Consider the following 19,313-nt stretch of genomic DNA (forward strand, 5'->3'; position numbering starts at 1 on the left):
TCAGCCTGTGATACGGTGACCTGTTGTGCTGTCAAAGAGGTGCGTCATGCCGGGTTGCGCGGCAAAGCGCATCGAGGTCGATTCAGCACCCATGGTGTGAACGCCAGGCAAGCTGATGGTGATGTCGGTCTTGATACTGTCCAAGCGGCCGTGCAGCAGGGTGTTGGCGCCAAGCGGCTCGGTCATTTGAACGCGGACCTCGAAGGGTCCCGCATCGTCCTTTGCAAAGTGTTCAGGCCGAATTCCCAGTTTGACCGGACCGTCCGGGCCTGACGCTTTGGCCACGGTCTGACCGCCAATGTGAACCTGACCGGAGTTCAATTCCGCATCAAAAACGTTCATTGCCGGGCTGCCGATGAATTGCGCGGCAAAAAGCGTGCGCGGGGTTTCATAGACCTCAAGCGGCGTACCGATTTGCTCGGCCACCCCGCCATTCATCACGATCATGCGGTCGGCCATGGTCATCGCCTCAACCTGATCATGGGTGACATAGAGCGAGGTTACGCCAAGTTTGGATTGTAACTCTTTGATCTCAAGGCGCATTTGCACACGCAGTTTGGCATCAAGGTTTGAGAGCGGCTCGTCAAAGAGAAACACGGCCGGTTCGCGCACGATGGCACGGCCCATGGCGACGCGCTGGCGCTGGCCGCCTGAGAGCTGGCGGGGTTTGCGGTCGAGCAGGGCCTGAAGCTGCAAGAGTTTCGCGGTCTCTTCGACCTTGGCGGTGATCTGGTCCTTGGGCAGACCCGCGATCTTGAGCCCATAGCCCATGTTCTGGCGCACGGACATGTGCGGGTAGAGCGCGTAGTTCTGAAACACCATGGCGATGTCGCGGTCCATGGGTTCCTTGTCATTGGCCCGTTCTCCACCGATGAGCACATCGCCCGCGGTGACGGTTTCCAGCCCCGCCACCATGCGCAGCAAGGTGGATTTGCCACAGCCGGAGGGTCCGACGATCACGATGAATTCGCCATCAGCGATCTCGACATTGATGCCGTGGATCACGTCTGTCTGCCCAAAGCTTTTCTTGATGTCGGTGAGGGTGACGGTGGCCATTGTTACTTCTCGCTATCGACAAGGCCGCGGACAAAGAGCCGCTGCATGGAGATGACGACAATCACTGGCGGGATCATCGCAAGGATCGAGGTGGCCATGATCGTCGGCCAATGGGCAAAGTCATCGCCGGATGGGAACATCTGTTTGATGCCCATGACGATGGTGTTCATTTCCGGGTCGGTGGTGATGAGCAGCGGCCAGAGATACTGGTTCCAGCCATAGATGAAGAGGATCACAAAGAGCGCTGCGACATTGGTGCGGCTCATGGGCACAACGATGTCCCAGAAAAACCGCATCGGCGAGGCGCCATCGACTCGCGCTGCTTCGGCCAGTTCGTCAGGGATGGTCAGGAAAAACTGCCGGAAGAGGAAGGTGGCGGTGGCTGAGGCGATGAGTGGGAAGATGAGGCCCGCGTAGCTGTTGAGCATGCCAAAGCCCGCGACGACCTCGAATGTGGGCACAATGCGCACTTCGACGGGCAGCATAAGGGTCAGAAAGATCAGCCAGAAGAAAGTCGTGCGGCCGGGGAAACGAAAATAGACGATGGCAAAGGCCGACAGGAGCGAGATGACGATCTTGCCCACGGCGATGCCCACGGCCATGACCATGGAATTCATCAACATGGTCGCCACAGGCACGTTGATCCCCGAAAAGAGGGCGTTTTTGTAGTTCACCCAAAACTGATCACCGGGCCAGACGGGCATGGGCGGGTTGGTGATCTCGGGCTGGGTGACGGTGGAGGCCACGAAGGCGAGCCATATCGGGAAGAAGATCACCAAGACGCCCAGGATCATGAAGGCATGTGTGAGCCACAGCCCTGCGCCTCGCTTTTCGACCATGCCATGCACCTGCGCCATCAGTAATGCACCCGCTTTTCGATGTATTTGAACTGAATGACCGTCAGCAGTCCGACAACAATCAAAAGGATCACGGATTGTGCCGAGGAGGAGCCGAGATCCTGGCCTACAAAGCCATCTGAGAAGACCTTGTAGACAAGGATTGTCGTGGTTTGTTGTGGGCCGCCTGAGGTGATCGTGTGGATGACGCCGAAAGTCTCGAAGAAGGCGTAGACGATGTTGACCACCAGCAGAAAGAAAGTGGTGGGCGACAAAAGGGGCAGGACAATTGTCCAGAACCTGCGCCAGAAGCGGGCGCCGTCGATGGCGGCGGCTTCAATTACTGAACGAGGAACGGCTTGTAACGCCGCAAAAAAGAACAGGAAATTGTAACTGATCCGCCCCCAGGCGGAGGCGACGACAACAAGACCCATCGCCTCGCCGCCATTGAGCACGTGGTTCCAGTCATATCCCAGCGTGCCAAGGTACCAGGAGATCACGCCCACACGGGTGTTGAACATGAAAAGCCACAGCACACCCGCGACCGCAGGGGCTACGGCATAGGGCCAGATCAGCAGCGTGCGATAGACCCCAGAGCCTTTGATCAGACGGTCCGCGAGAACGGCCAGAAAGAGGGCGGGGACCATTGAGCAGAGGGTCACAAGGATAGAAAAGACCGCCGTGGTCAGGAAGGACGCGCGGTAGAATTTGTCATTGAGGAGGAACTCAAAATTTCCCAGCCCCACAAATTGCGCCGAAAGCCCAAATGGATCGGGGATGAACAGCGACTGCCAGATGGCCTGCCCGGCGGGATAGAAGAAAAAGACCGCCGAGATGATCACCTGCGGCGCGATCAGTAAGAGCGGCAGCAACCAGCCACGAAATGTGACGCGTTTTTCCAAAACTGTCCCCTGTCGGAAAAAGGCGGGCCGCCTGGACCCGCCTTAATCTTACTTACTTGTTGGCCGATTCAAAGCGACGCAGAAGTGCATCGCCACGCTCTTTGGCGCTGTCCATGGCTGCTTGAGCCGTTTTGTCACCGGACCAGATCGCCTCCAGCTCTTCATCGATGATACCGCGGATCTGATCAAAGGACCCAAGGCGCAGGCCCTTGGAGTTGGCCGTGGGTTCCTTGGCGGTCATCTGGATCACGGCAATGTCCGTGCCGGGGTTTTCGTCGTAGAACCCAGCAAGGCGTGTGGCCTCACCCGCAGCAGCCGTGATCGGCAGGTAGCCGGTGTTCTGATGCCAGGACGCTTGTACGTCTGAACTGGACAGGAAGCTCAGGAAGGCGCCCACGCCTTTGTACTCCTCTGCCTCATGGCCTTCCATGACCCAGAGAGACGCACCGCCAATGATGGTGTTTTGCGGCGCGTTGCCGATACCTTCCCAATAGGGCAAGGGGCGGACATCAAAGTCGAACTGCGCTTCGGCCTTGATCCCGGCGTACCCGGCTGAGCTTTCGGTAAAGAGCGCGCATTCACCGGCTCGGAAATTGGCCCCACCTTCGTTGCGGCGACCAGTGTAGATGAACTTACCATCCTTGGCCCATTCGCCCATGGCTGTCAGATGTGCCACCTGCGCTTCGCCGTTGAGCATGAGTTCGGTATCCAGCCCGGAGAACCCGTTGTCTTTCGACGCAAAAGGGACGTCGTGATAGGCCGAGAAGTTTTCCAGATGAATCCAGCTTTGCCATGCCGTGACCAATGGGCATTCCGATCCGCCTGCCTTGAGCTGATCGAGCACAGCATCGACATTCTGCCAGGTGGACAGGTCGGTGTCCGGGTCCACGCCTGCGGCTTTGAATGCATCCCGATTGACCCACAGCACAGGCGTGGAAGAGTTAAACGGCAAGGATAGCATCTCGCCGTCTGTGGTGGTGTAATAGCCTTTAACCGATCCAATAAAGGCATCGGGGTCAAACTCCGCTCCGCTCTCGGCCATCACGGAATAGACCGGCTTGATCGCGCCTTGAGCGGACATCATCGTCGCCGTGCCGACTTCGAACACCATTAGGATGTGAGGTTGCTCTTGTGCGCGAAACGCGGCGATGCCAGCGTTCAGAGTTTCAGAATAGTTGCCCTTGTGGCTTTCGACGACAACATAATCGCTTTGGCTTGCGTTGAATTCTTCGACCTGGGCTTTAACCAATTCTCCCAGACGACCTGTAAAGGCGTGCCAGAACTGAACTTCGGTTTGGGCGTAGGCCGCAAGTGGGCTTAGCATAGTTCCAGATAGCGCCAGTCCGGCGATCAAAGTCTTATTCATATTTTCCTCCCTTGCACCAAAGTTGGCGCATCGACTGATTGGTAAGCCACGCATGTTCTGCGTTTTTCTAGTTGGCTGGTTCAGGCAACTTGACGATACACATCGTAGAACGGATTTCAAACGGTCATGGCAGGCTTCAAAAATCTTTCACAAAGCAAATTCGGCAAGAAAGTTCCGAAAGCGGTGAATGCGTCGATTTCCGGGCGTTTGGATAAGAAATTACCGCGTTGCAACGCACTAAAGCATTCCGTTTTCGCGCCTGTTCAGCACTGTATCCAAGTGCGGCAGCACGTGAGTTCACAATGATGTAGGATGACCTTACACTTGGAGCGATCGGAGGATACAACGCAACCTGTGCATTCCAACGAGATGTGTACCTGTGATAAACACGTCATAGCCTGGCATTGCAAAAGTGATGATTGCGATTAACTCGTCCATGAGAAGAGCTTTTGCATTGCAGATTTCTGATGTCAGCGCGCGCAATAGAGGCAGGGTTTCTTTGCACTTCACGCAACGAGTTGCCACATGATCAGAAGGTCCGGCATTGTCGCCATTGCGGCTATAATTCTGTCACTGATCCTGCACGCGTTGGGCCTGGGCTTCAGCGCGCGTGACGCGAGCGCGCCCTCATCTGAATCCGGCACAACTGACGTGACCGATACCGGAGGCGCGTTTGAGGATTTTGCGGAGTCAGCACCGGAGGCCGAGCAACCTGAAGTGACGCCTGCTGACCCAGTTTCCGAAGAAACGCCAACGTCAGAAGCTCTTGTGGCCTCAGATAATCCGCAAGAGACGTTGGCACCTGATGCGGCGGCAGCATCAGAGCCTTTGCCAGAGGTGGACGAGCAACCGGAAGGTGATCCGCAAGCGGACGAGGCCGAGGAACAAAGCGGTGAGGATGAGGAAAACGTAGGCGAGTTGGCAGCACTGCAACCCGATGAGGTGACGACCGAGGGCTCAACGCCAGAGACTGTGCCGGAGGAGCCGGAGCCAGAAGCCAGTCCAGAAGAAACGCCTGAGGTGGTGGAACCTGAGGTGCCTGAGCTTGCGTCAGAAGAGGAGGCGGACAGCCCCTCGGAAGTGGATGTGTCTGAGGTTGAGCCGTCCGATATCGTTGTAGCATCAGTGCCGGAAGACCCGGAAATTCTAACGACTGATGACGCTGAGGACCTGACTCAATCTGCTGTAACGCGCTCTTTGCGTCCGCCAACACAGCGACCTTCAACAGAAGAATTGGGAGCCACCGAGTATGTCCAGCAGCAGCGGCAGGCCCGGGTTATAGAGTCGCCGCTGGATGTTTATCGCCGAACAGGTGTCGATCAACTGGCGCTGGGCAGACGTAGTGGTTCTGGATCAACAAGTTTTGCCGGTTCAGGCGGCACAGGAAATGCCACGACGACCAATTATGTGGGTCGCGTTCTGGTACAGCTCAACCGTTTTCCGACGGGCAGAACATCCGACAGCGGCACAGCAAGCGTCCAGTTTCAGATCAACCCAAATGGCACGATCGCATGGGTACGTATTGTGCGCAGCTCTGGCTCGGCCGCTGTCGACCGGGCTGCTGCAGCACAAGTGCGCCGTGCAGCACCTTTCCCGCCAACCCCAACCGGCACAAGCCAAAGGTTGGTCTTTTTGTATCGCAACAGGTGATTGGGATGGGCTGCTCGGGCACCGCTATAACTCGGTATCAGACATTGAAGAAATGACGACCATGCAATGGAGACACAGATGAACATCACTGCAAAGGTTGCCGCCGTTTTGACGGCTGGCCTGACATTTGCCACAAGCGCATGGGCGCAGGACGACGAGGTTGGGGAGGCAGTCTTGATTGAGCTGAATGCCGTGAAATCCAATGAGGCGAGTTGCACGCTCTCCTTCCTGGCCTTGAACGGGCATCCAAGCCCGATCGAGAAGGTCGTCTACGAGACAGTCCTGTTCGATGCGTCAGGACAGGTAGACCGCCTGACCTTGTTTGACTTTGGGACATTGCCGCCGGGCCGTCCACGAGTGCGACAGTTCACGTTGCAAGGTCTGAAGTGCGATGGGTTGGGCAAGGTCTTGATCAATGGCGCCCACACCTGTGAAGCGCCGGGTTTGCCCGCCAATGCCTGTGAGGCGGATTTGATACTCGACACGCGAACCAAAATTGAGGTGATCGGATGAACGCGATACTTGAAAGCCTGAGACAGATCGCGGCACTGGGCGGACCGGTTGTGGTCATCCTGTTGTTTATTTCCGTCGTGACGCTGGCCGCTATTCTCTACAAACTCTGGCAGTTTTCGGTAGCAGGTGTTGGGCGACACAAGGCGTTGCAAGCGTCTGTGGCCGCTTGGGATAGAGGCGATCGCAGCGGGGCTGTGGCCGCTCTCAAAACTTCCAAAAGCTATCTAGCTCCGGTGGTGGAAATGGCCTTTGCCGCGAGGCCCGGTGATACCAAACGGCTGGAGGCCGAAGCGGAAGTGCGCTTTGCCCGGCTCGAAGGCGGGTTTCGTCTGTTGGACAGCGTGGCGCAGCTTGCCCCGCTGCTGGGTCTCTTTGGCACGGTTTTGGGTATGATCGAGGCGTTTCAATCTCTGCAGGACGCGGGATCGCAGGTTGATCCCTCGCTTCTGGCCGGGGGGATCTGGGTGGCGCTTTTGACCACGGCGGTCGGGCTTGCCGTGGCGATGCCAACGGCCATGGTGCTGAGCTGGTTCGAAAGCCGCATGGATGCCGAGCGCGTGACCGCGGAGCGCGCGATTGCCTCAATCCTGCACCCGCAGGGCAGGTGGGGTGACGCGGCTCAAGATGCCATAGAGGAGCCGTCTCTTGCGTAAGCATGTCAGACGCAGGCGCTTGTCTTTAACGTCGTTGATCGACGTCATTTTCCTGTTGCTGCTCTTTTTCATGCTGTCCTCAACCTTTTCCAAATTCTCTGAGGTCGAGCTGGCGGCAGCGAGCGCAGGGTCCACAGGCACAAGCGACGTTCAACGCAGCTTCCTGCAATTGGGTGAAAATACCCTCAGCCTGAACGGGGAAGATATTGCGCCCGAGGCTCTTGCGGAGAGATTTGGCCAAACGGCGCCGGAGGCCGAGACACTATCGGTGATTGTCAGCATGCAAGACGGTGTCACAGCCCAACGGCTGACCGACATCCTTGTTGTGCTGCGCGGTATCGACCGGCTCAAAATCAACGTGTTGGGGTCCTGATGCGCCGCCACAGACAAAGCGCCCGGCGAGAACCTACGATTGCGCTGATCAACGTGGTTTTCCTGATGCTCGTGTTCTTCATGGTGGCCAGCACTTTGGCTCAACCGTTGGACCCGGACCTCAAGCTTGTGCGCACATCAGAGCTCGACGGCCGCGCGCCGCCCGACACACTTGTTCTGCACGCGGATGGACAGCTCGCATATCGCGGAGAACCTGTCGCTTCCGCGCAGGATTTTTATGCGGCCTTACCTGATGATGAAGGCGAAGTTGTGCGTATTGTCCCGGACGAGGCAGCACCTGCCGCCACCTTGGTGAACCTGGCGCGCGCGCTACGCCAAGAGGGGCTACGCGGGTGCTGATCGTGACAGAGCGGGGATTGGAGCAAAGATGACGGATCTGCCGCACATTCTGAATTGGCGTCGTTTGAATGATCGGATCACCACGTCTGGTCAGCCTTCTGAGGCCCAACTTGCCGAGATCAAGGGCCTTGGCGTGACGCATGTCATCAACCTCGGGCCGCGTCACAACAAGGGCGCGCTTGAGGACGAAGCAGGCACAGTCGATGCATTGGGCATGACGTATATCTACATTCCTGTGGAGTTCGAAGACCCGACAGACAAAGACTTTGACGACTTCCGCAAGGCGCTGGACGGATTGCAGGACACGAAGGTTCATGTGCACTGCATCTACAACGCCCGTGTCAGCGCGTTCTTTTTTCGATATGGCAAAGGCAATCCATCGGCTCTTGCGGTGGATACCAAGGCAAACATGGACAGCATCTGGAGACCGGGCAACGATTGGGCGGATTTTGTTGGCATTCCAGACGCGACAGGGAAGCCAAATCGTTATGCGGGTGAAGATTACTGACGGGTGTGTTCTGAATGGCCGGGGTCTTTGCACCAGCTTCGCATCACGTCTCGTCCGGCCATTTCCAGGCCATTGCGCCGAGGTAATTTCCGGTTTCCACCGACACAACCGTCATGCGTTCTGGAGCATAGCCATCTGCCTTGCGTGGATTGCGGAAATCTTTCCGGTTCCGAGCCAATCGCGTCAGGCCGGAGACTGTGAGGACGAGAAATTCTCCTTCTCCGCGGAGGGGCACGGTGTCCAACGTTCTCCACTCTGATTGGAGCGCCTGTTGCAGCATTTCAAACGGATCCCGACGCTTTGGCGTAGTATGCTTCATGGAAGATGTCTCAAAATTAACCTCACCCGGGCTGTTTTTAACTGAAATGCCGGTGTTTCTTCAATAGTGCAAACCCGGAATTGAACCGATACCTAGCAGGTTAAAACCTTTCAAGACTTTGCGGATCGCTTTCATTTCAAAGAGTTTTCAGGCTGCTTTGATCCTCGTCAAATCGCATCGCCCCATAGCAGAGTACCCTGACCCCAAGACCGCGCCACAGCGTCATAGATATCATGCATGTCACGCTGCGTGCGAAACGCAATCCCGTCTGAGGAAGTGATTGATGAAAGTCCTGATTATTTTCGAGTCTGTTGAGGGCCAAACTCAAAAGATCACAGACTTTGTGGACCATCAGCTTTCTGCAACTGGCCACGCTGTTAAGGTCTTCAACACGGAAAACAGGACATCACCCATTGATTTGGAAGACTTCGACGGAATTGTTTTGGCGGCCCCGGTGCATGAGCGGCGTCATCCCAAAGCCTTCGAGGTTTTCGTTTCGGCCAGTCGTGAGGACCTGGATAAAAAACAAACACTTCTTCTGTCAGTGAGCCTCAAAGCAGCGTTTCCCGAAGGGCAAGAAGAGGCCTGGGACTACCTCACAGAAATGAAGATGCGGACGGGGTTTACGCCATCTAAAGAAATGATCGTTGCGGGGGCGGTTCGTACGGACAGCTACGACTATTTTGAAAAGCAGGTACTTAACAATGTCGTGCTGGCGGGCGAAAAGTCGATTTAGTAGACGGTGTGCGCGAATTCACCGACTGGGACAAATTGAGCGCTGAGATCGACGCGTTTTGTTCGCAGCTTTAAAGGTCAAAGCTGTTCTTTTAGGCCGATCTGGGTTTTGAAGTGTTTCGCGATCATCCGGGAGACGGGTTTGTCGCGAAACGTTTGAGGTACTGTACCAACGGTTGGGTGCTGCTTTGGTCACCCTTGGCCTCGCGTTCGAGAAATGCGATGGCCGCAATTTCGTGCGCTGTGAGAGTTCTCAATGGAGCCAGATCTTCTGCGGGGGCCATCGCTTCTAGTGCTTCAAAGTCATCAATGTAGCCGGGAAAGGTGCCTCGCATCTCTTCTAACAGGAGAACCCAGTCAGCAGGTTTGGCGTCTGCTTGGCTACGGCCTGACGCGGTTAACTCGGTGGCGGGCCTTGGGGTCAGTTTGTACTTGTCGAGCAAGGGTTTCACCGCGGCCGCAGCATAGGTTTCCACCTCTCCAAGCAAGCGCATCTTGGCGCTGTGACCCGGATCATCGAGCCGCTCTGACATGCGAAAGAAATACGCTTCGCCTTCGATCTCTTCTTCATAGTAAAGCTTGAGCGTCTCCAAATACTTAGGATGCAGTGTCGTCATGGTGCATTGTCCGCAAGATGCACCCCATCGGGTGTTTGGCGCACATCCACACGGTCATGCAGAAGATGCGGTTCGGCCTCCAGTTCGCGCGCATACCTATGTCCGGCATAGACTGCTGCCGCGATGATCGCGGGCGCCTCGCAATCGCCGACGCGTTTCAGGCTGAAAGGCAAGGCGTCGACATCTCCGTCTGCCATCGCCAAGAGGTCGTGCCAAAGAGCGTCGTTGGGTGCGCGGTGCGTGACCATGACGACATGATCAAACGGCAGCAATTTCTCTGCGCCGGAGTAGCTGCATGACAGCTTTGCGGCTTGACCGTCAAACCAGCTCAATTCCTGCGCCAGTTCCAACGAGATACCAAGTTTTTGCAGTCTGGTGCGCACGCGCCAGCGCTCAGACGTGTTGCCCGCCCATTCCGACACGACATCAGAGGGTGTGGCTAGGGTGACGGGCACCCCGGTGGCACCGACGACTTCGGCGATGACACCGCCCAGGTAATAACCATCTTCATCGTAAATCAGCGTTGGCCCGTCCGGCATGCGGCCCGCCATGATATCGTCTGGCGTCAGCAGACTCACATCCGGTGGGGCAACGTTTTCAGCAAACTGACCCGTCCAGCGCTGGGTCAACCATTTGGCTCCAGTGGCCAATGCCACATGATCTGCACCCACGTCGATGACATCCTGCGCGCCAAGCGGGCTGTCATAGAAAATCTCGACATTGGGCATCTGCACAAGCTGTTGCACGCGGTAATCTCGGACGCGAGCATAAGTGGAAAGGCCGGGCAGGGCGGCCTCGCGCGTGACACGCCCGCCAAGCTCGGTTCCGGCTTCGGCCAGCATGACCTTGTAGCCGCGTTTGCCCAAGGCACGCGCGGCCTCCAGCCCGGTTGGACCACTGCCGACGATCAGAACGGAGCTGTCACTGGCCTTGTCCGGCATATGCTCAGGATGCCAGCCGCGCCGCCATTCTTCCCCCATTGTGGGGTTTTGCGTACAGCGGATCGGCACTCCAATGCTGTCACCCGAGTAACAGACATTGCAGCCGATGCACTCGCGTATGTCGTCTTGCAGACCTTCGTTGATTTTCCTGGGCAGGAAGGGATCGGCGATTGAGGGGCGCGCGGCCCCGATGAGGTCGGTGATGCCGCGTTTGATCTGGCTGACCATGGTGTCGGGAGATGTGAAGCGACCGACGGTGACAACGGGCTTGCTGGTGACGGATTTCACGTAGTCCATGTAGGGTTCCAGCGCCGCCTCCGACGTAAACCGCGCCACGCCCATTTCCAGCGCGTAATTGGCGATGTTGATGTCCCACAAGTCCGGTAACTCGGCCAATAGGCCAAGCATATCGCGCCGCTCGCCATGAATGGGCACGCCGTCCTCGCCGATCTCTTCATCGGCTGCAAAACGTACGGCCACGGCGCAGCGGTCGCCGACGGCCTCCTTGGTCTCTTCAATCAATTCGCGCACGAGCCGGATCCGGTTTTCCAGAGACCCGCCATATTCATCACTGCGCTGGTTGATCTTGGGATTGAGGAAGTTTGACAGCAAGTATGTGTGCGTGGCGTAGACATAGACGATATCAAACCCGGCATCACGTGCCCGCAAAGCCGCATCCCGATGCCATCGGCGTAGGTTGCGGATGTCTGTCTTGTCCATCGCGCGCGTCTGAAAGGGATTGCCCGACATATGCGGCATGGAAGCGATGTCCATGGGCACGTCTCGTGTCAGCAAGTTCGCCGAGCGCGCTCCGCCATACCAAAGCTCAGCCCCGGCCAGAGCCCCATATTCATGTACCTTGTCGGTCATCATGCGATGGGCCGCGATATCGCTTTGATCCCAAAGGCTCGCTGATGGGTGAGGCAAATCATCCGACGTTGGATGAATAGAGTTATACTCGGTGCACACAACGCCCCAGCCACCTTCGGCCTTCACACCACGCATCTCGGCGACCATGCGGGGCCGCAGCCAACCCATGCCTGTGCAATGGGGCACTTGATAGAACCGGTTGGGCGCGGTCACAGGGCCAATATCTATTGGATCGAACAGAGAGTCATATCGGGGATCACGGGGCAAATCGGTTGGCCTTCTGGAATTTGGTTGCCAAGTCAGTTGTGGCGCCAATGTATTGCGGGACCAGAGGCGTTTTAATGCGACCCGGACATGTTAGTTTGTCGGCCTCTCTGGGTTTTCTGGCAGACTTTCACTTTTAGATGTTTCCTGCAACAGCATGCTGCGTCACGACCGTCTTGTTGCAGTTTGGAGTTAACCAGCAAAAGCCGATACGTGCCCGGTTCCGTCGGATAAACGAGTGTGGCTCATGCTGTCTCCTAAGGACCCATGCGCTCCTTGCGACCCACAACACTGACCACGGCAAAGATCACAGCCGCGACGCATACGATGGACGGCCCTGCCGGGGTGTCGAATAGATACGCGGCGCGCAGGCCCGCTATGGCCGATATCGCTCCAATCAGAGCGGCCGTTGCGGCCATGACTTCGGGAGTGCGTGCAAAGCCTCGTGCAGCTGCGGCTGGGATGATCAGCATGGCTGCGATGAGCAGAACACCCACCACCTTGATTGCGACGGCCACGGTGACCGCCAAAGCAAGGGTCAGGATCAGTTGTTCGCGCTTGGGGTTGATGCCGCTGGCATAGGCCAGCTCTTCGTTTAAGGTTGACGTCAGAAGAGCGGACCATCGCCAGGCAATGAGTGCAACCACAATGGCAGCTCCGCCCCAAATGACCAAAAGGTCGGTGCGGGAGACCGATAAAATATCACCGAAGAGATAGGCCATCAGGTCAATGCGCACGCCGGAGAGAAATGATACTGCCACAAGCCCAAACGCAAGTGCGGAATGCGCCAGCACACCCAAAAGCGTATCCATCGCGTACCCGCGCCCCGACAGAAGGGTTACGGTTATTGCCATGAGCAAGGCGATGGCCACGGCGCCGGTGAAAATGGACATTTGCAATGCAAGGGACAAAGCCACGCCAAGCATGGCGGCATGTGCTGTTGCATCCCCGAAATAGGCCATGCGCCGCCAAACCACAAAACATCCCAAGGGGGCAGCGGCACAGGCAACACCAACGCCGGCGAGCGTGGCGCGGGTCATGAAATCGTCGAACATTACTCTGCCGCCTCGTGCCCGCAGGCGTGATCGTGATCATGATCATGATCGTGGTCATGCCGATAAAGCGCCAAAGCTCCTCCGGTTCCTGAGCCAAAAAGTGCGCGGTATTCCGGCGCAGAGGCCACAACGGCAGGTGTGCCCTCGCAGCAGACATGCCCATTGAGGCAGATCACCCTGTCAGATGCGCTCATCACCACATGCAGTTCATGGCTGATCATCAGCACAGCGCAACCTGTGTCCTGGCGCACAGTCTCGATCTGCTGATAAAATGCAGCCGACCCGCGCTGATCCAGACCTTGCGTGGCCTCGTCGAGCAGCAAGACATCGGGCCGATTGATCAAGGCTCTGGCCAATAAAACCCGTTGGAACTGACCGCCGGACAATGCGGACATCTGACGTTTTAAAAGGTCAGGGACGCCAGCAGCTTCAAGGGCATTGGCGCAGTCTTTTGTGTCGACGCGCTGCGTCAGACGCATGAAACGTTCGACGGTGATGGGCAGCGTCGGGTCAATATGCAGGCGCTGCGGCACATAGCCAATCTTTAGTCCGGGCTTCTGCGTGACCTGACCCGCAGCAAGCTGGGCGGCACCGATAACCGCCTTGAGAAGACTGGTCTTACCAGATCCGTTCGGGCCAACAATGGTTACAATCTCACCCGGCTCAACGGACAGGCTAACATTGCGCAGCACCGTGTTCGCGCCGTATCTGACGCTGATATTTGTTGCGGAAATAAGACTCATATTGTGGCGTGATCCGCGCAACTGGGGCAAATGCCTTCTGCTTCTACCACTGTGCGTTCAATCTGGAAACCGGCGTCCCGCGCAGCCGCCCCAAGCGCTGTTTTGGCTGGGGTAGAGTGCGCTTCGGCAACGGTTTCGCATTTTCGGCAGATCATAAAGGCGGGCGAATGGTCTTCACCTGGATGTGTGCAGGCGACAAAGGCATTCAGACGTTCAATTTTGTGCACAAAGCCATGTTCTGTTAAGAAATCGAGGGCGCGATAGGCCACCGGCGGTTGAGATCCAAAACCGGCGTCTCGTAATAGATCGAGAATGGCGTATGCCCCAAGGGCGCGGTGCTTTTCCAAAAGCAGCTCGAGAACTTTGCGGCGCACTGGCGTGAGCCGCAATCCATTGCGTGTGCATTGATCCTCAGCGGCCGCCAGCGAAGACGCAACACACACCCCGTGGTCATGATGTCCGAACCCGGTGACGAATGCGTTTTTGTCCTGTTCGGGAAATGTGTCGCTTGTCATGTAAAGCAGTCTCAGCTATGTCTCATGTAATGTTATAAAATCACATGAGATCTCTGATGTCCAGAAAACTTCTTGCCGTATCTGCCACCGCGTCCCTTATCGGGAGTGTCGCTATGGCGGAAGCCCCCAGAGTTGCTGTTGATATCGCGCCGGTTCATTCTCTTGTTGCTCGTGTCATGGAAGGCGTTGGGGCGCCTGCATTGATCGTGCCGCCGGGAGCATCGCCGCATGAATACAGCCTGCGTCCCTCAGAAGCCCAGGCGCTGCAGGATGCGGATCTGGTGTTCTGGATGGGCGAAGACCTGACACCCTGGATGGCAGGTGCGGTGGCCACATTGGCCAAAGGTGCGCAGATAACGACCCTGCTTGAATCAGAGGGCACGACCTTGCTTGAGTTCCGCGAGGGCGCGCTCTTTGAAGCGCATGATCACGGCCACGATGCGCATGATGAAGATGAGCACAGCCACGATGATCACGCGCACAAAGATGAGCACGATCATGAAGAGCACGCCAGTGAGAAAGATCATGACCATGACCATGACGAGCATGCTCATGATGCGACCAAGGAACATGACCATGACGACCATGCACATGATGATCACGCACAGGATGATCATGGGCATGCCCATGGCGCGCATGACCCGCATGCATGGCTGTCACTGGACAACGCCGACTCCTGGCTCAACCTGATCGCGGCACAGCTTTCAGCGACAGACCCGGATAACGCAGGGGTATATTTTGCCAACGCGGCCACAGCACGCGAAGAGATGGCTGCGCTCAAAACCGAGGTCAGCGGTCTGCTTGATCCGGTGCGGGGCGGTAGTTTTATCGTGTTCCATGACGCATACCAATATTTCGAGACGACGTTTGCGTTCTCTGCATCTGGAGCGATTTCACTCAGTGATGCCACAGACCCCAGCCCGGCAAGGGTTGCCGAAATCCAGGGCCGTATTCGCGCGGAGGGCATTGATTGCGTTCTGGCCGAACCGCAGTTCAATGCGGGTCTTGTTGAAACCGTTTTGGATGGAACAGAGGCAAATACCGGTGTGATTGACCCGCTCGGAGCCACTCTTGAACCGGGGTCGAATTTGTACCCTCAACTGATCCGCAAAATGGCCAAGACTCTGGCAGCCTGTCTGTAGGATCAGACCTTGGCGCATCTGGCCTGAGTCTTTTGATAGTGTAGTGTGGCTCTGAGGCGGTGAGCGATACTTGAACCGCGACTCCTGCTGATTTTGGGCGCGCCCTGCCTTTATTTGATGTCATTTGTTAAAGGCCGGATGATTTAGGCTGGCGTGTCGGCCAAGATCCTATTTCGAAAAATCCGGTCATTTGAAAAAATCCCCGCACTGATAACCAGTATCAGCGCGGGGAAATTTGGGTCATGCGAATGCGACGCCGTACTCGGCCATCGGCAGGGTTGTCACCAACTCACCAGACACCTTTGCCAAGGCATTCGCCAAAGCGGGTGCAGCAGGGGGTGTCCCGGGTTCCCCTACTCCGGTGGGGGCTTCGGCAGATGGTACGATGTGCACGTCAATCCGGCCAATGTCGCCTATACGAAGTGGCTCGTAGTCCGGGAAATTGAACTGATCTACGGCACCTCCGGTTAGCGTGATCTGATCCCGCATGGCATGACCAAGGCCATACCCAATCCCGCCTTCCATCTGCGCCTTCACAATGTCGGGGTTCACGGCAATGCCGCAATCCACCGCGCAGGTGACCTTCTCAATCTTAATGCCGGATGACAGATCGCCGGAAACCTCGACAACCTGCGCTGCATAGGACCCAAAGGATTTATGCACAGCGATGCCCTGCACCCGGCCTTCGGGCGCGTTACCCCATCCGGCCTTTTCAGCGACAAGTTTGAGAACGTCCGCCTTGCGGCTCTGATCCGCGTTGGTGTCATCGGCAAGATGCGCCAGACGAAACGCGACCGGATCTGTGCCCGCAGCTTTAGCCGCTAGATCCATCATGACTTCCATCACGTAGGCGGTGTGAGTGTGCCCGACGGACCGCCACCACAACACGGACGTGGCTTTGGGTGTGTCCGTCAAACCCACGGCCATACCTGGTATGTCATAGGGGCTATCGGCAACACCTTCGACGGAACTGTGGTCCACGCCGTCATGCACCATCATGGATTCAAAGGCGGTGCCCTTGATAATGGACTGGCCTGCGATCTGGTGCTGCCAGCCAACGATCTTGCCTACATCATTAAGGCCCACGCGCACCTTGTGGCCAAATGCAGGGCGGTAGTACCCGCTGCGAATGTCATCTTCGCGTGTCCAGATCAGTTTTACAGGCCGCGATCTGTCGGTGACCACGAAAGCAAGTGCCGCTTCAACCTGATAGTCCGCATCCGGTGTTGCGCGCCGTCCAAAAGACCCACCCGCGAGCATCGTGTTGATCTGAATCTTGTCTGCCGGAAGGTTGAAGATTTCCTGATAGGCCATGTGTGGCCCGGTGGGTATCTGACATCCGTCATGAAGAACGATATTGCCCTCAGCGGTCTGTTCAATCGTGCAATTCAGTGGCTCCATCGGGGCGTGGGCCAGAAGCGGGAAGTAGAACGTCTTTTCAAGAACCGTTGACGCGCCATCAATGGCCGCGCTGACTGCAGCTCTGTCTGCTTTGTTGACGTTGTAGGTGGGCTCTGCGTCCAAAGCGGCCATAATTTCCGCCTTGATGTCGTCAGAGCTTCGTGTCTCTGCCGCGGACATATCCCACTTAACGTCAAGCATCTCTCGGGCCTGAATTGCGGCCCATGTGTTTTCGGCATAAACTGCGACACCGGCTTTGTTCGGCAGGATGGTGGCGTTGACAAAGCCTTTCACGCCTTTTGAGGCCGTGTCATCGAAACTTACGGCCAAACCGCCGCGCGATTCAGGACGTTTGATCACCGCGACCATCTGGTTGGGCAAGTGCAGGTCCATGGCATACATCGCTTGACCGTTGCCTTTGATGGCTGAATCTTTGCGGCGCACCGTTTCGTTTCCAATCAGCTGAAACTCTGATGGGTCCTTCAGACGTGGCTCGGCGGGTGCATCAAGCAACGCCGCAGAGGAAACAAAGGCCGCAATGGGCGCTGCGTTGGCGTCTGTCTTGACGATACCTTCCTCAATCTTGATGTCTGCGGGATCCACTCTCCATTCACTCGCCGCCGCCGAGATCAGCATTTCGCGCACGGCAGCCCCGGCCTGACGGTATTGCATCCAGGAATTGGCCATGGCGGTGGACCCGCCGGTGCCCTGGAACTGGCCAAAGGCCAGGTTGTTGTAGACGCCCGGGTCGGATGGTGCGAATTCGTAGTCGATCTGATCCATCCGCAGACCGATCTCTTCGGCGATGAGCGTGGGCAGGCCGGTCGCAGGTCCCTGGCCCTTTTCAAAATGTTTGACGATGGCCGTGACGTTGCCTTCGCCATCGATTTTGACGAATGGATTGAAGGACGCGGTTTCACCTGATGCGGCGGCAAGCGCCCCGTCATTGCGCAGGCCGACCACAAGCACGGCGCCCGCTGCGGCAGCCCCTTTGAGAAAACTGCGACGTGAGGAATTCAATGTCATGATCAGCCCTCCAGGATTTCGGTGGCGCGGTGAATGCCTGCGCGAATGCGTTGATACGTGGCACAGCGGCAGGCATTGCCGGACATGTAGTCATCTATCTCTGCGCTGCTGGGTTTTGGGTTGTCGGCCAGCAATCCGACAGCCGACATGATCTGACCCGATTGACAGTAGCCGCATTGAACCACGTCCAACTCGACCCAGGCCTGTTGAACCGCTGCTCCGATTGCGTTGCTTTCCATCGCTTCAATCGTCGTGATTTCAACACCCTCAACGTCCTCCACATAGGTTTGGCAGGATCGCGCCGGCGCGCCGTCAAGATGCACCGTGCATGCCCCGCAGGACGCCACGCCACATCCGAATTTCGTTCCGGTTAATTTCAATTCATCTCGGATCACCCACAAAAGGGGTGTGCCCGCTTCGGCGTCGACGGTTTTCGTCTCACCATTCAGGTTCAGGGTAAACGCCATCTGGCATTCCTCCGGGTTGGTTAGGGAAACTTGATTGGTGTAAACTAGCCCGTTTACAGTAGGGGCAAGATGTACGAATGTAAACTCACAAGTTTACACATGGAATTGACGGGTGAAGATGCGCGTGGTTTAAGGCTCAACTTATGGCCGACCACAATACTCCAAGCGAATGCAAACGCGTGCAGATCATTGACGCTGCTGTTGCTGAGTTTCAGGAAAACGGCTTTGCCGATGCCAGTATGGATCGCATTTCAACCCGCGCCTCGGTTTCCAAAAGAACGCTTTATAAGCACTTCGAAAGCAAAGAAAATTTGTTCCGCTCCATTGTGTTGGAACTCTCGGACCGCTTCGCAGGTATGCAAGAGATCCGATATGTGTCTGAACGAGATATCCGTGACCAGCTTTTGGATTTGGCCTGGGCAGAAGGCCGAATTCTCTTGCGGTCAGACGTCATGGCGATGGCGCGCATGATCATAAGCGAAACATTGCGCAACCCGAAACTGGCGGAAGAAGCGCAAGGCAAGCTCGACAAGACGGCGACGTTCATACGCATGCTGAAAGACGCGGATTTAGACGGCCAGCTCAGTGTCGGTGACCCAGACGCGGCAGGTCAGGAGTTTATCGGCCTGATCAAAGCCAAAGCATTCTGGCCGATGCTGTTCACGGGCTCTGTCGTCAGTGAAGCGGAAATGACCCAAATCGTCGAAAGCGCCGTCGACATGATGATGAGCCGGTATGGCAAGGCATAACGCGACGCAGTAGAGAACTCTCTTTCTTTGTTTGATTCATGTTCGGGTCACTGTGATTCCATTCCTCAAACCTGTACTCAGTCGAAGGCGCCAATCGCCCGAATGTAACACAATAGTGACACGAATTTTCGTGCGTCAGCCTAAGCTTGTGTTGAATCTTGGCCGCACTTCGGGTCTTGATCCAGAATAGCGCCTGAAATGGCTTTTTAAATGACGTCGATTTGAAGCAAACGGTCGATACAGCGTCAAACTC

The 19,313-nt window shown here is 56.6% G+C and carries 21 protein-coding genes; 9 read left to right on the plus strand and 12 right to left on the minus strand.

Going from position 1 to position 19,313, the window contains the following annotated elements; translation table 11 throughout:
- From ugpC to ugpB, 4 genes are read right to left on the minus strand one after another with little or no spacing between them, the layout of a single operon-like run.
- On the minus strand, positions 1-1,056 hold the full coding sequence (gene ugpC, locus RZS32_RS12695) for a sn-glycerol-3-phosphate ABC transporter ATP-binding protein UgpC (protein WP_317057339.1): 1,056 nt from the start codon (positions 1,054-1,056) through the stop codon (positions 1-3).
- Between the two features lie 2 nt (positions 1,057-1,058).
- Entirely contained in the window at positions 1,059-1,895 is an 837-nt protein-coding gene (gene ugpE, locus RZS32_RS12700; RefSeq protein ID WP_317057909.1) for a sn-glycerol-3-phosphate ABC transporter permease UgpE, read from the minus strand.
- Between the two features lie 17 nt (positions 1,896-1,912).
- Positions 1,913-2,794: a sn-glycerol-3-phosphate ABC transporter permease UgpA gene (gene ugpA, locus RZS32_RS12705; protein WP_317057340.1), complete on the minus strand. Its 882-nt coding sequence runs from the start codon at positions 2,792-2,794 to the stop codon at positions 1,913-1,915.
- 52 nt (positions 2,795-2,846) lie between these two features.
- Positions 2,847-4,160: a sn-glycerol-3-phosphate ABC transporter substrate-binding protein UgpB gene (gene ugpB, locus RZS32_RS12710; RefSeq protein ID WP_317057341.1), complete on the minus strand. Its 1,314-nt coding sequence runs from the start codon at positions 4,158-4,160 to the stop codon at positions 2,847-2,849.
- A gap of 525 nt (positions 4,161-4,685) precedes the next feature.
- Between ugpB and RZS32_RS12715 the strand changes: the two genes are divergently transcribed.
- The 6 genes from RZS32_RS12715 to RZS32_RS12740 all read left to right on the plus strand — a co-directional run bounded on the left by RZS32_RS12715 (position 4,686) and on the right by RZS32_RS12740 (position 8,216).
- Positions 4,686-5,810: a TonB family protein gene (locus RZS32_RS12715; RefSeq protein ID WP_317057343.1), complete on the plus strand. Its 1,125-nt coding sequence runs from the start codon at positions 4,686-4,688 to the stop codon at positions 5,808-5,810.
- A gap of 78 nt (positions 5,811-5,888) precedes the next feature.
- A complete protein-coding gene (locus tag RZS32_RS12720; RefSeq protein WP_317057344.1) occupies positions 5,889-6,323 on the plus strand; it encodes a hypothetical protein in 435 nt (144 codons plus the stop codon).
- Positions 6,320-6,976, plus strand: coding sequence for a MotA/TolQ/ExbB proton channel family protein (locus tag RZS32_RS12725; protein WP_339106652.1), 657 nt, complete (start codon positions 6,320-6,322; stop codon positions 6,974-6,976). Before RZS32_RS12720 ends, RZS32_RS12725 begins: the two co-directional genes overlap by 4 nt.
- Positions 6,969-7,349: an ExbD/TolR family protein gene (locus RZS32_RS12730; RefSeq protein ID WP_339106653.1), complete on the plus strand. Its 381-nt coding sequence runs from the start codon at positions 6,969-6,971 to the stop codon at positions 7,347-7,349. Before RZS32_RS12725 ends, RZS32_RS12730 begins: the two co-directional genes overlap by 8 nt.
- On the plus strand, positions 7,349-7,708 hold the full coding sequence (locus RZS32_RS12735) for an ExbD/TolR family protein (protein WP_339106654.1): 360 nt from the start codon (positions 7,349-7,351) through the stop codon (positions 7,706-7,708). The genes RZS32_RS12730 and RZS32_RS12735 overlap by 1 nt, the downstream gene beginning before the upstream one ends.
- 28 nt (positions 7,709-7,736) lie before the next feature.
- Positions 7,737-8,216 (plus strand): protein tyrosine phosphatase family protein, encoded by a 480-nt coding sequence (locus RZS32_RS12740; protein WP_317057347.1) that lies wholly within the window; start codon positions 7,737-7,739, stop codon positions 8,214-8,216.
- Positions 8,217-8,259: 43 nt separating this feature from the next.
- Here RZS32_RS12740 and RZS32_RS12745 read toward each other — a convergent pair whose 3' ends face one another.
- A complete protein-coding gene (locus tag RZS32_RS12745; protein WP_317057348.1) occupies positions 8,260-8,535 on the minus strand; it encodes a hypothetical protein in 276 nt (91 codons plus the stop codon).
- Between the two features lie 283 nt (positions 8,536-8,818).
- On the opposite strand from RZS32_RS12745, the gene RZS32_RS12750 reads away from it, so the two are divergent.
- Positions 8,819-9,271 (plus strand): flavodoxin domain-containing protein, encoded by a 453-nt coding sequence (locus RZS32_RS12750; RefSeq protein ID WP_317057349.1) that lies wholly within the window; start codon positions 8,819-8,821, stop codon positions 9,269-9,271.
- Between the two features lie 124 nt (positions 9,272-9,395).
- Here RZS32_RS12750 and RZS32_RS12755 read toward each other — a convergent pair whose 3' ends face one another.
- From RZS32_RS12755 to RZS32_RS12775, 5 genes are all read right to left on the minus strand, one after another.
- Complete coding sequence (locus tag RZS32_RS12755) at positions 9,396-9,887, minus strand: hypothetical protein (RefSeq protein WP_317057350.1); 492 nt, start codon at positions 9,885-9,887, stop codon at positions 9,396-9,398.
- A complete protein-coding gene (locus tag RZS32_RS12760) occupies positions 9,884-11,965 on the minus strand; it encodes an NAD(P)-binding protein (protein WP_317057351.1) in 2,082 nt (693 codons plus the stop codon). The genes RZS32_RS12755 and RZS32_RS12760 overlap by 4 nt, the downstream gene beginning before the upstream one ends.
- A 254-nt stretch (positions 11,966-12,219) precedes the next feature.
- Complete coding sequence (locus tag RZS32_RS12765) at positions 12,220-13,017, minus strand: iron chelate uptake ABC transporter family permease subunit (protein WP_317057352.1); 798 nt, start codon at positions 13,015-13,017, stop codon at positions 12,220-12,222.
- Positions 13,017-13,760, minus strand: a complete 744-nt coding sequence (locus tag RZS32_RS12770; RefSeq protein WP_317057353.1) for a metal ABC transporter ATP-binding protein — start codon at positions 13,758-13,760, stop codon at positions 13,017-13,019. Before RZS32_RS12770 ends, RZS32_RS12765 begins: the two co-directional genes overlap by 1 nt.
- Complete coding sequence (locus RZS32_RS12775; protein WP_317057354.1) at positions 13,757-14,275, minus strand: Fur family transcriptional regulator; 519 nt, start codon at positions 14,273-14,275, stop codon at positions 13,757-13,759. Before RZS32_RS12775 ends, RZS32_RS12770 begins: the two co-directional genes overlap by 4 nt.
- Positions 14,276-14,331: 56 nt before the next feature.
- Between RZS32_RS12775 and RZS32_RS12780 the strand changes: the two genes are divergently transcribed.
- Positions 14,332-15,417 (plus strand): zinc ABC transporter substrate-binding protein, encoded by a 1,086-nt coding sequence (locus tag RZS32_RS12780; protein WP_317057355.1) that lies wholly within the window; start codon positions 14,332-14,334, stop codon positions 15,415-15,417.
- 240 nt (positions 15,418-15,657) lie between these two features.
- Here RZS32_RS12780 and RZS32_RS12785 read toward each other — a convergent pair whose 3' ends face one another.
- Both RZS32_RS12785 and RZS32_RS12790 read right to left on the minus strand, forming a co-directional pair.
- Entirely contained in the window at positions 15,658-17,844 is a 2,187-nt protein-coding gene (locus RZS32_RS12785; RefSeq protein ID WP_317057356.1) for a xanthine dehydrogenase family protein molybdopterin-binding subunit, read from the minus strand.
- 2 nt (positions 17,845-17,846) lie between these two features.
- Complete coding sequence (locus tag RZS32_RS12790; RefSeq protein WP_317057357.1) at positions 17,847-18,311, minus strand: (2Fe-2S)-binding protein; 465 nt, start codon at positions 18,309-18,311, stop codon at positions 17,847-17,849.
- Between the two features lie 143 nt (positions 18,312-18,454).
- On the opposite strand from RZS32_RS12790, the gene RZS32_RS12795 reads away from it, so the two are divergent.
- On the plus strand, positions 18,455-19,060 hold the full coding sequence (locus RZS32_RS12795) for a TetR/AcrR family transcriptional regulator (protein ID WP_317057358.1): 606 nt from the start codon (positions 18,455-18,457) through the stop codon (positions 19,058-19,060).
- Positions 19,061-19,313: the final 253 nt, after the last annotated feature.

The organism is Roseovarius sp. W115, assembly GCF_032842945.2.
Classification (GTDB): Bacteria; Pseudomonadota; Alphaproteobacteria; order Rhodobacterales; family Rhodobacteraceae; genus Roseovarius; species Roseovarius rhodophyticola.

Bases quoted from the DNA above. Each gene is read 5' to 3' on its own strand.
- RZS32_RS12775 (WP_317057354.1), bottom strand. From the start codon at position 14,275: ATGACAAGCGACACATTTCCCGAACAGGACAAAAACGCATTCGTCACC.
- ugpB (WP_317057341.1), bottom strand. From the start codon at position 4,160: ATGAATAAGACTTTGATCGCCGGACTGGCGCTATCTGGAACTATGCTA.
- RZS32_RS12740 (WP_317057347.1), top strand. From the start codon at position 7,737: ATGACGGATCTGCCGCACATTCTGAATTGGCGTCGTTTGAATGATCGG.
- RZS32_RS12735 (WP_339106654.1), top strand. From the start codon at position 7,349: ATGCGCCGCCACAGACAAAGCGCCCGGCGAGAACCTACGATTGCGCTG.
- RZS32_RS12790 (WP_317057357.1), bottom strand. From the start codon at position 18,311: ATGGCGTTTACCCTGAACCTGAATGGTGAGACGAAAACCGTCGACGCC.
- RZS32_RS12785 (WP_317057356.1), bottom strand. From the start codon at position 17,844: ATGACATTGAATTCCTCACGTCGCAGTTTTCTCAAAGGGGCTGCCGCA.
- RZS32_RS12765 (WP_317057352.1), bottom strand. From the start codon at position 13,017: ATGTTCGACGATTTCATGACCCGCGCCACGCTCGCCGGCGTTGGTGTT.
- RZS32_RS12725 (WP_339106652.1), top strand. From the start codon at position 6,320: ATGAACGCGATACTTGAAAGCCTGAGACAGATCGCGGCACTGGGCGGA.
- RZS32_RS12715 (WP_317057343.1), top strand. From the start codon at position 4,686: ATGATCAGAAGGTCCGGCATTGTCGCCATTGCGGCTATAATTCTGTCA.
- RZS32_RS12795 (WP_317057358.1), top strand. From the start codon at position 18,455: ATGGCCGACCACAATACTCCAAGCGAATGCAAACGCGTGCAGATCATT.
- RZS32_RS12780 (WP_317057355.1), top strand. From the start codon at position 14,332: ATGTCCAGAAAACTTCTTGCCGTATCTGCCACCGCGTCCCTTATCGGG.
- RZS32_RS12720 (WP_317057344.1), top strand. From the start codon at position 5,889: ATGAACATCACTGCAAAGGTTGCCGCCGTTTTGACGGCTGGCCTGACA.
- RZS32_RS12755 (WP_317057350.1), bottom strand. From the start codon at position 9,887: ATGACGACACTGCATCCTAAGTATTTGGAGACGCTCAAGCTTTACTAT.
- ugpE (WP_317057909.1), bottom strand. From the start codon at position 1,895: ATGGTCGAAAAGCGAGGCGCAGGGCTGTGGCTCACACATGCCTTCATG.
- RZS32_RS12750 (WP_317057349.1), top strand. From the start codon at position 8,819: ATGAAAGTCCTGATTATTTTCGAGTCTGTTGAGGGCCAAACTCAAAAG.
- ugpC (WP_317057339.1), bottom strand. From the start codon at position 1,056: ATGGCCACCGTCACCCTCACCGACATCAAGAAAAGCTTTGGGCAGACA.
- RZS32_RS12770 (WP_317057353.1), bottom strand. From the start codon at position 13,760: ATGAGTCTTATTTCCGCAACAAATATCAGCGTCAGATACGGCGCGAAC.
- RZS32_RS12745 (WP_317057348.1), bottom strand. From the start codon at position 8,535: ATGAAGCATACTACGCCAAAGCGTCGGGATCCGTTTGAAATGCTGCAA.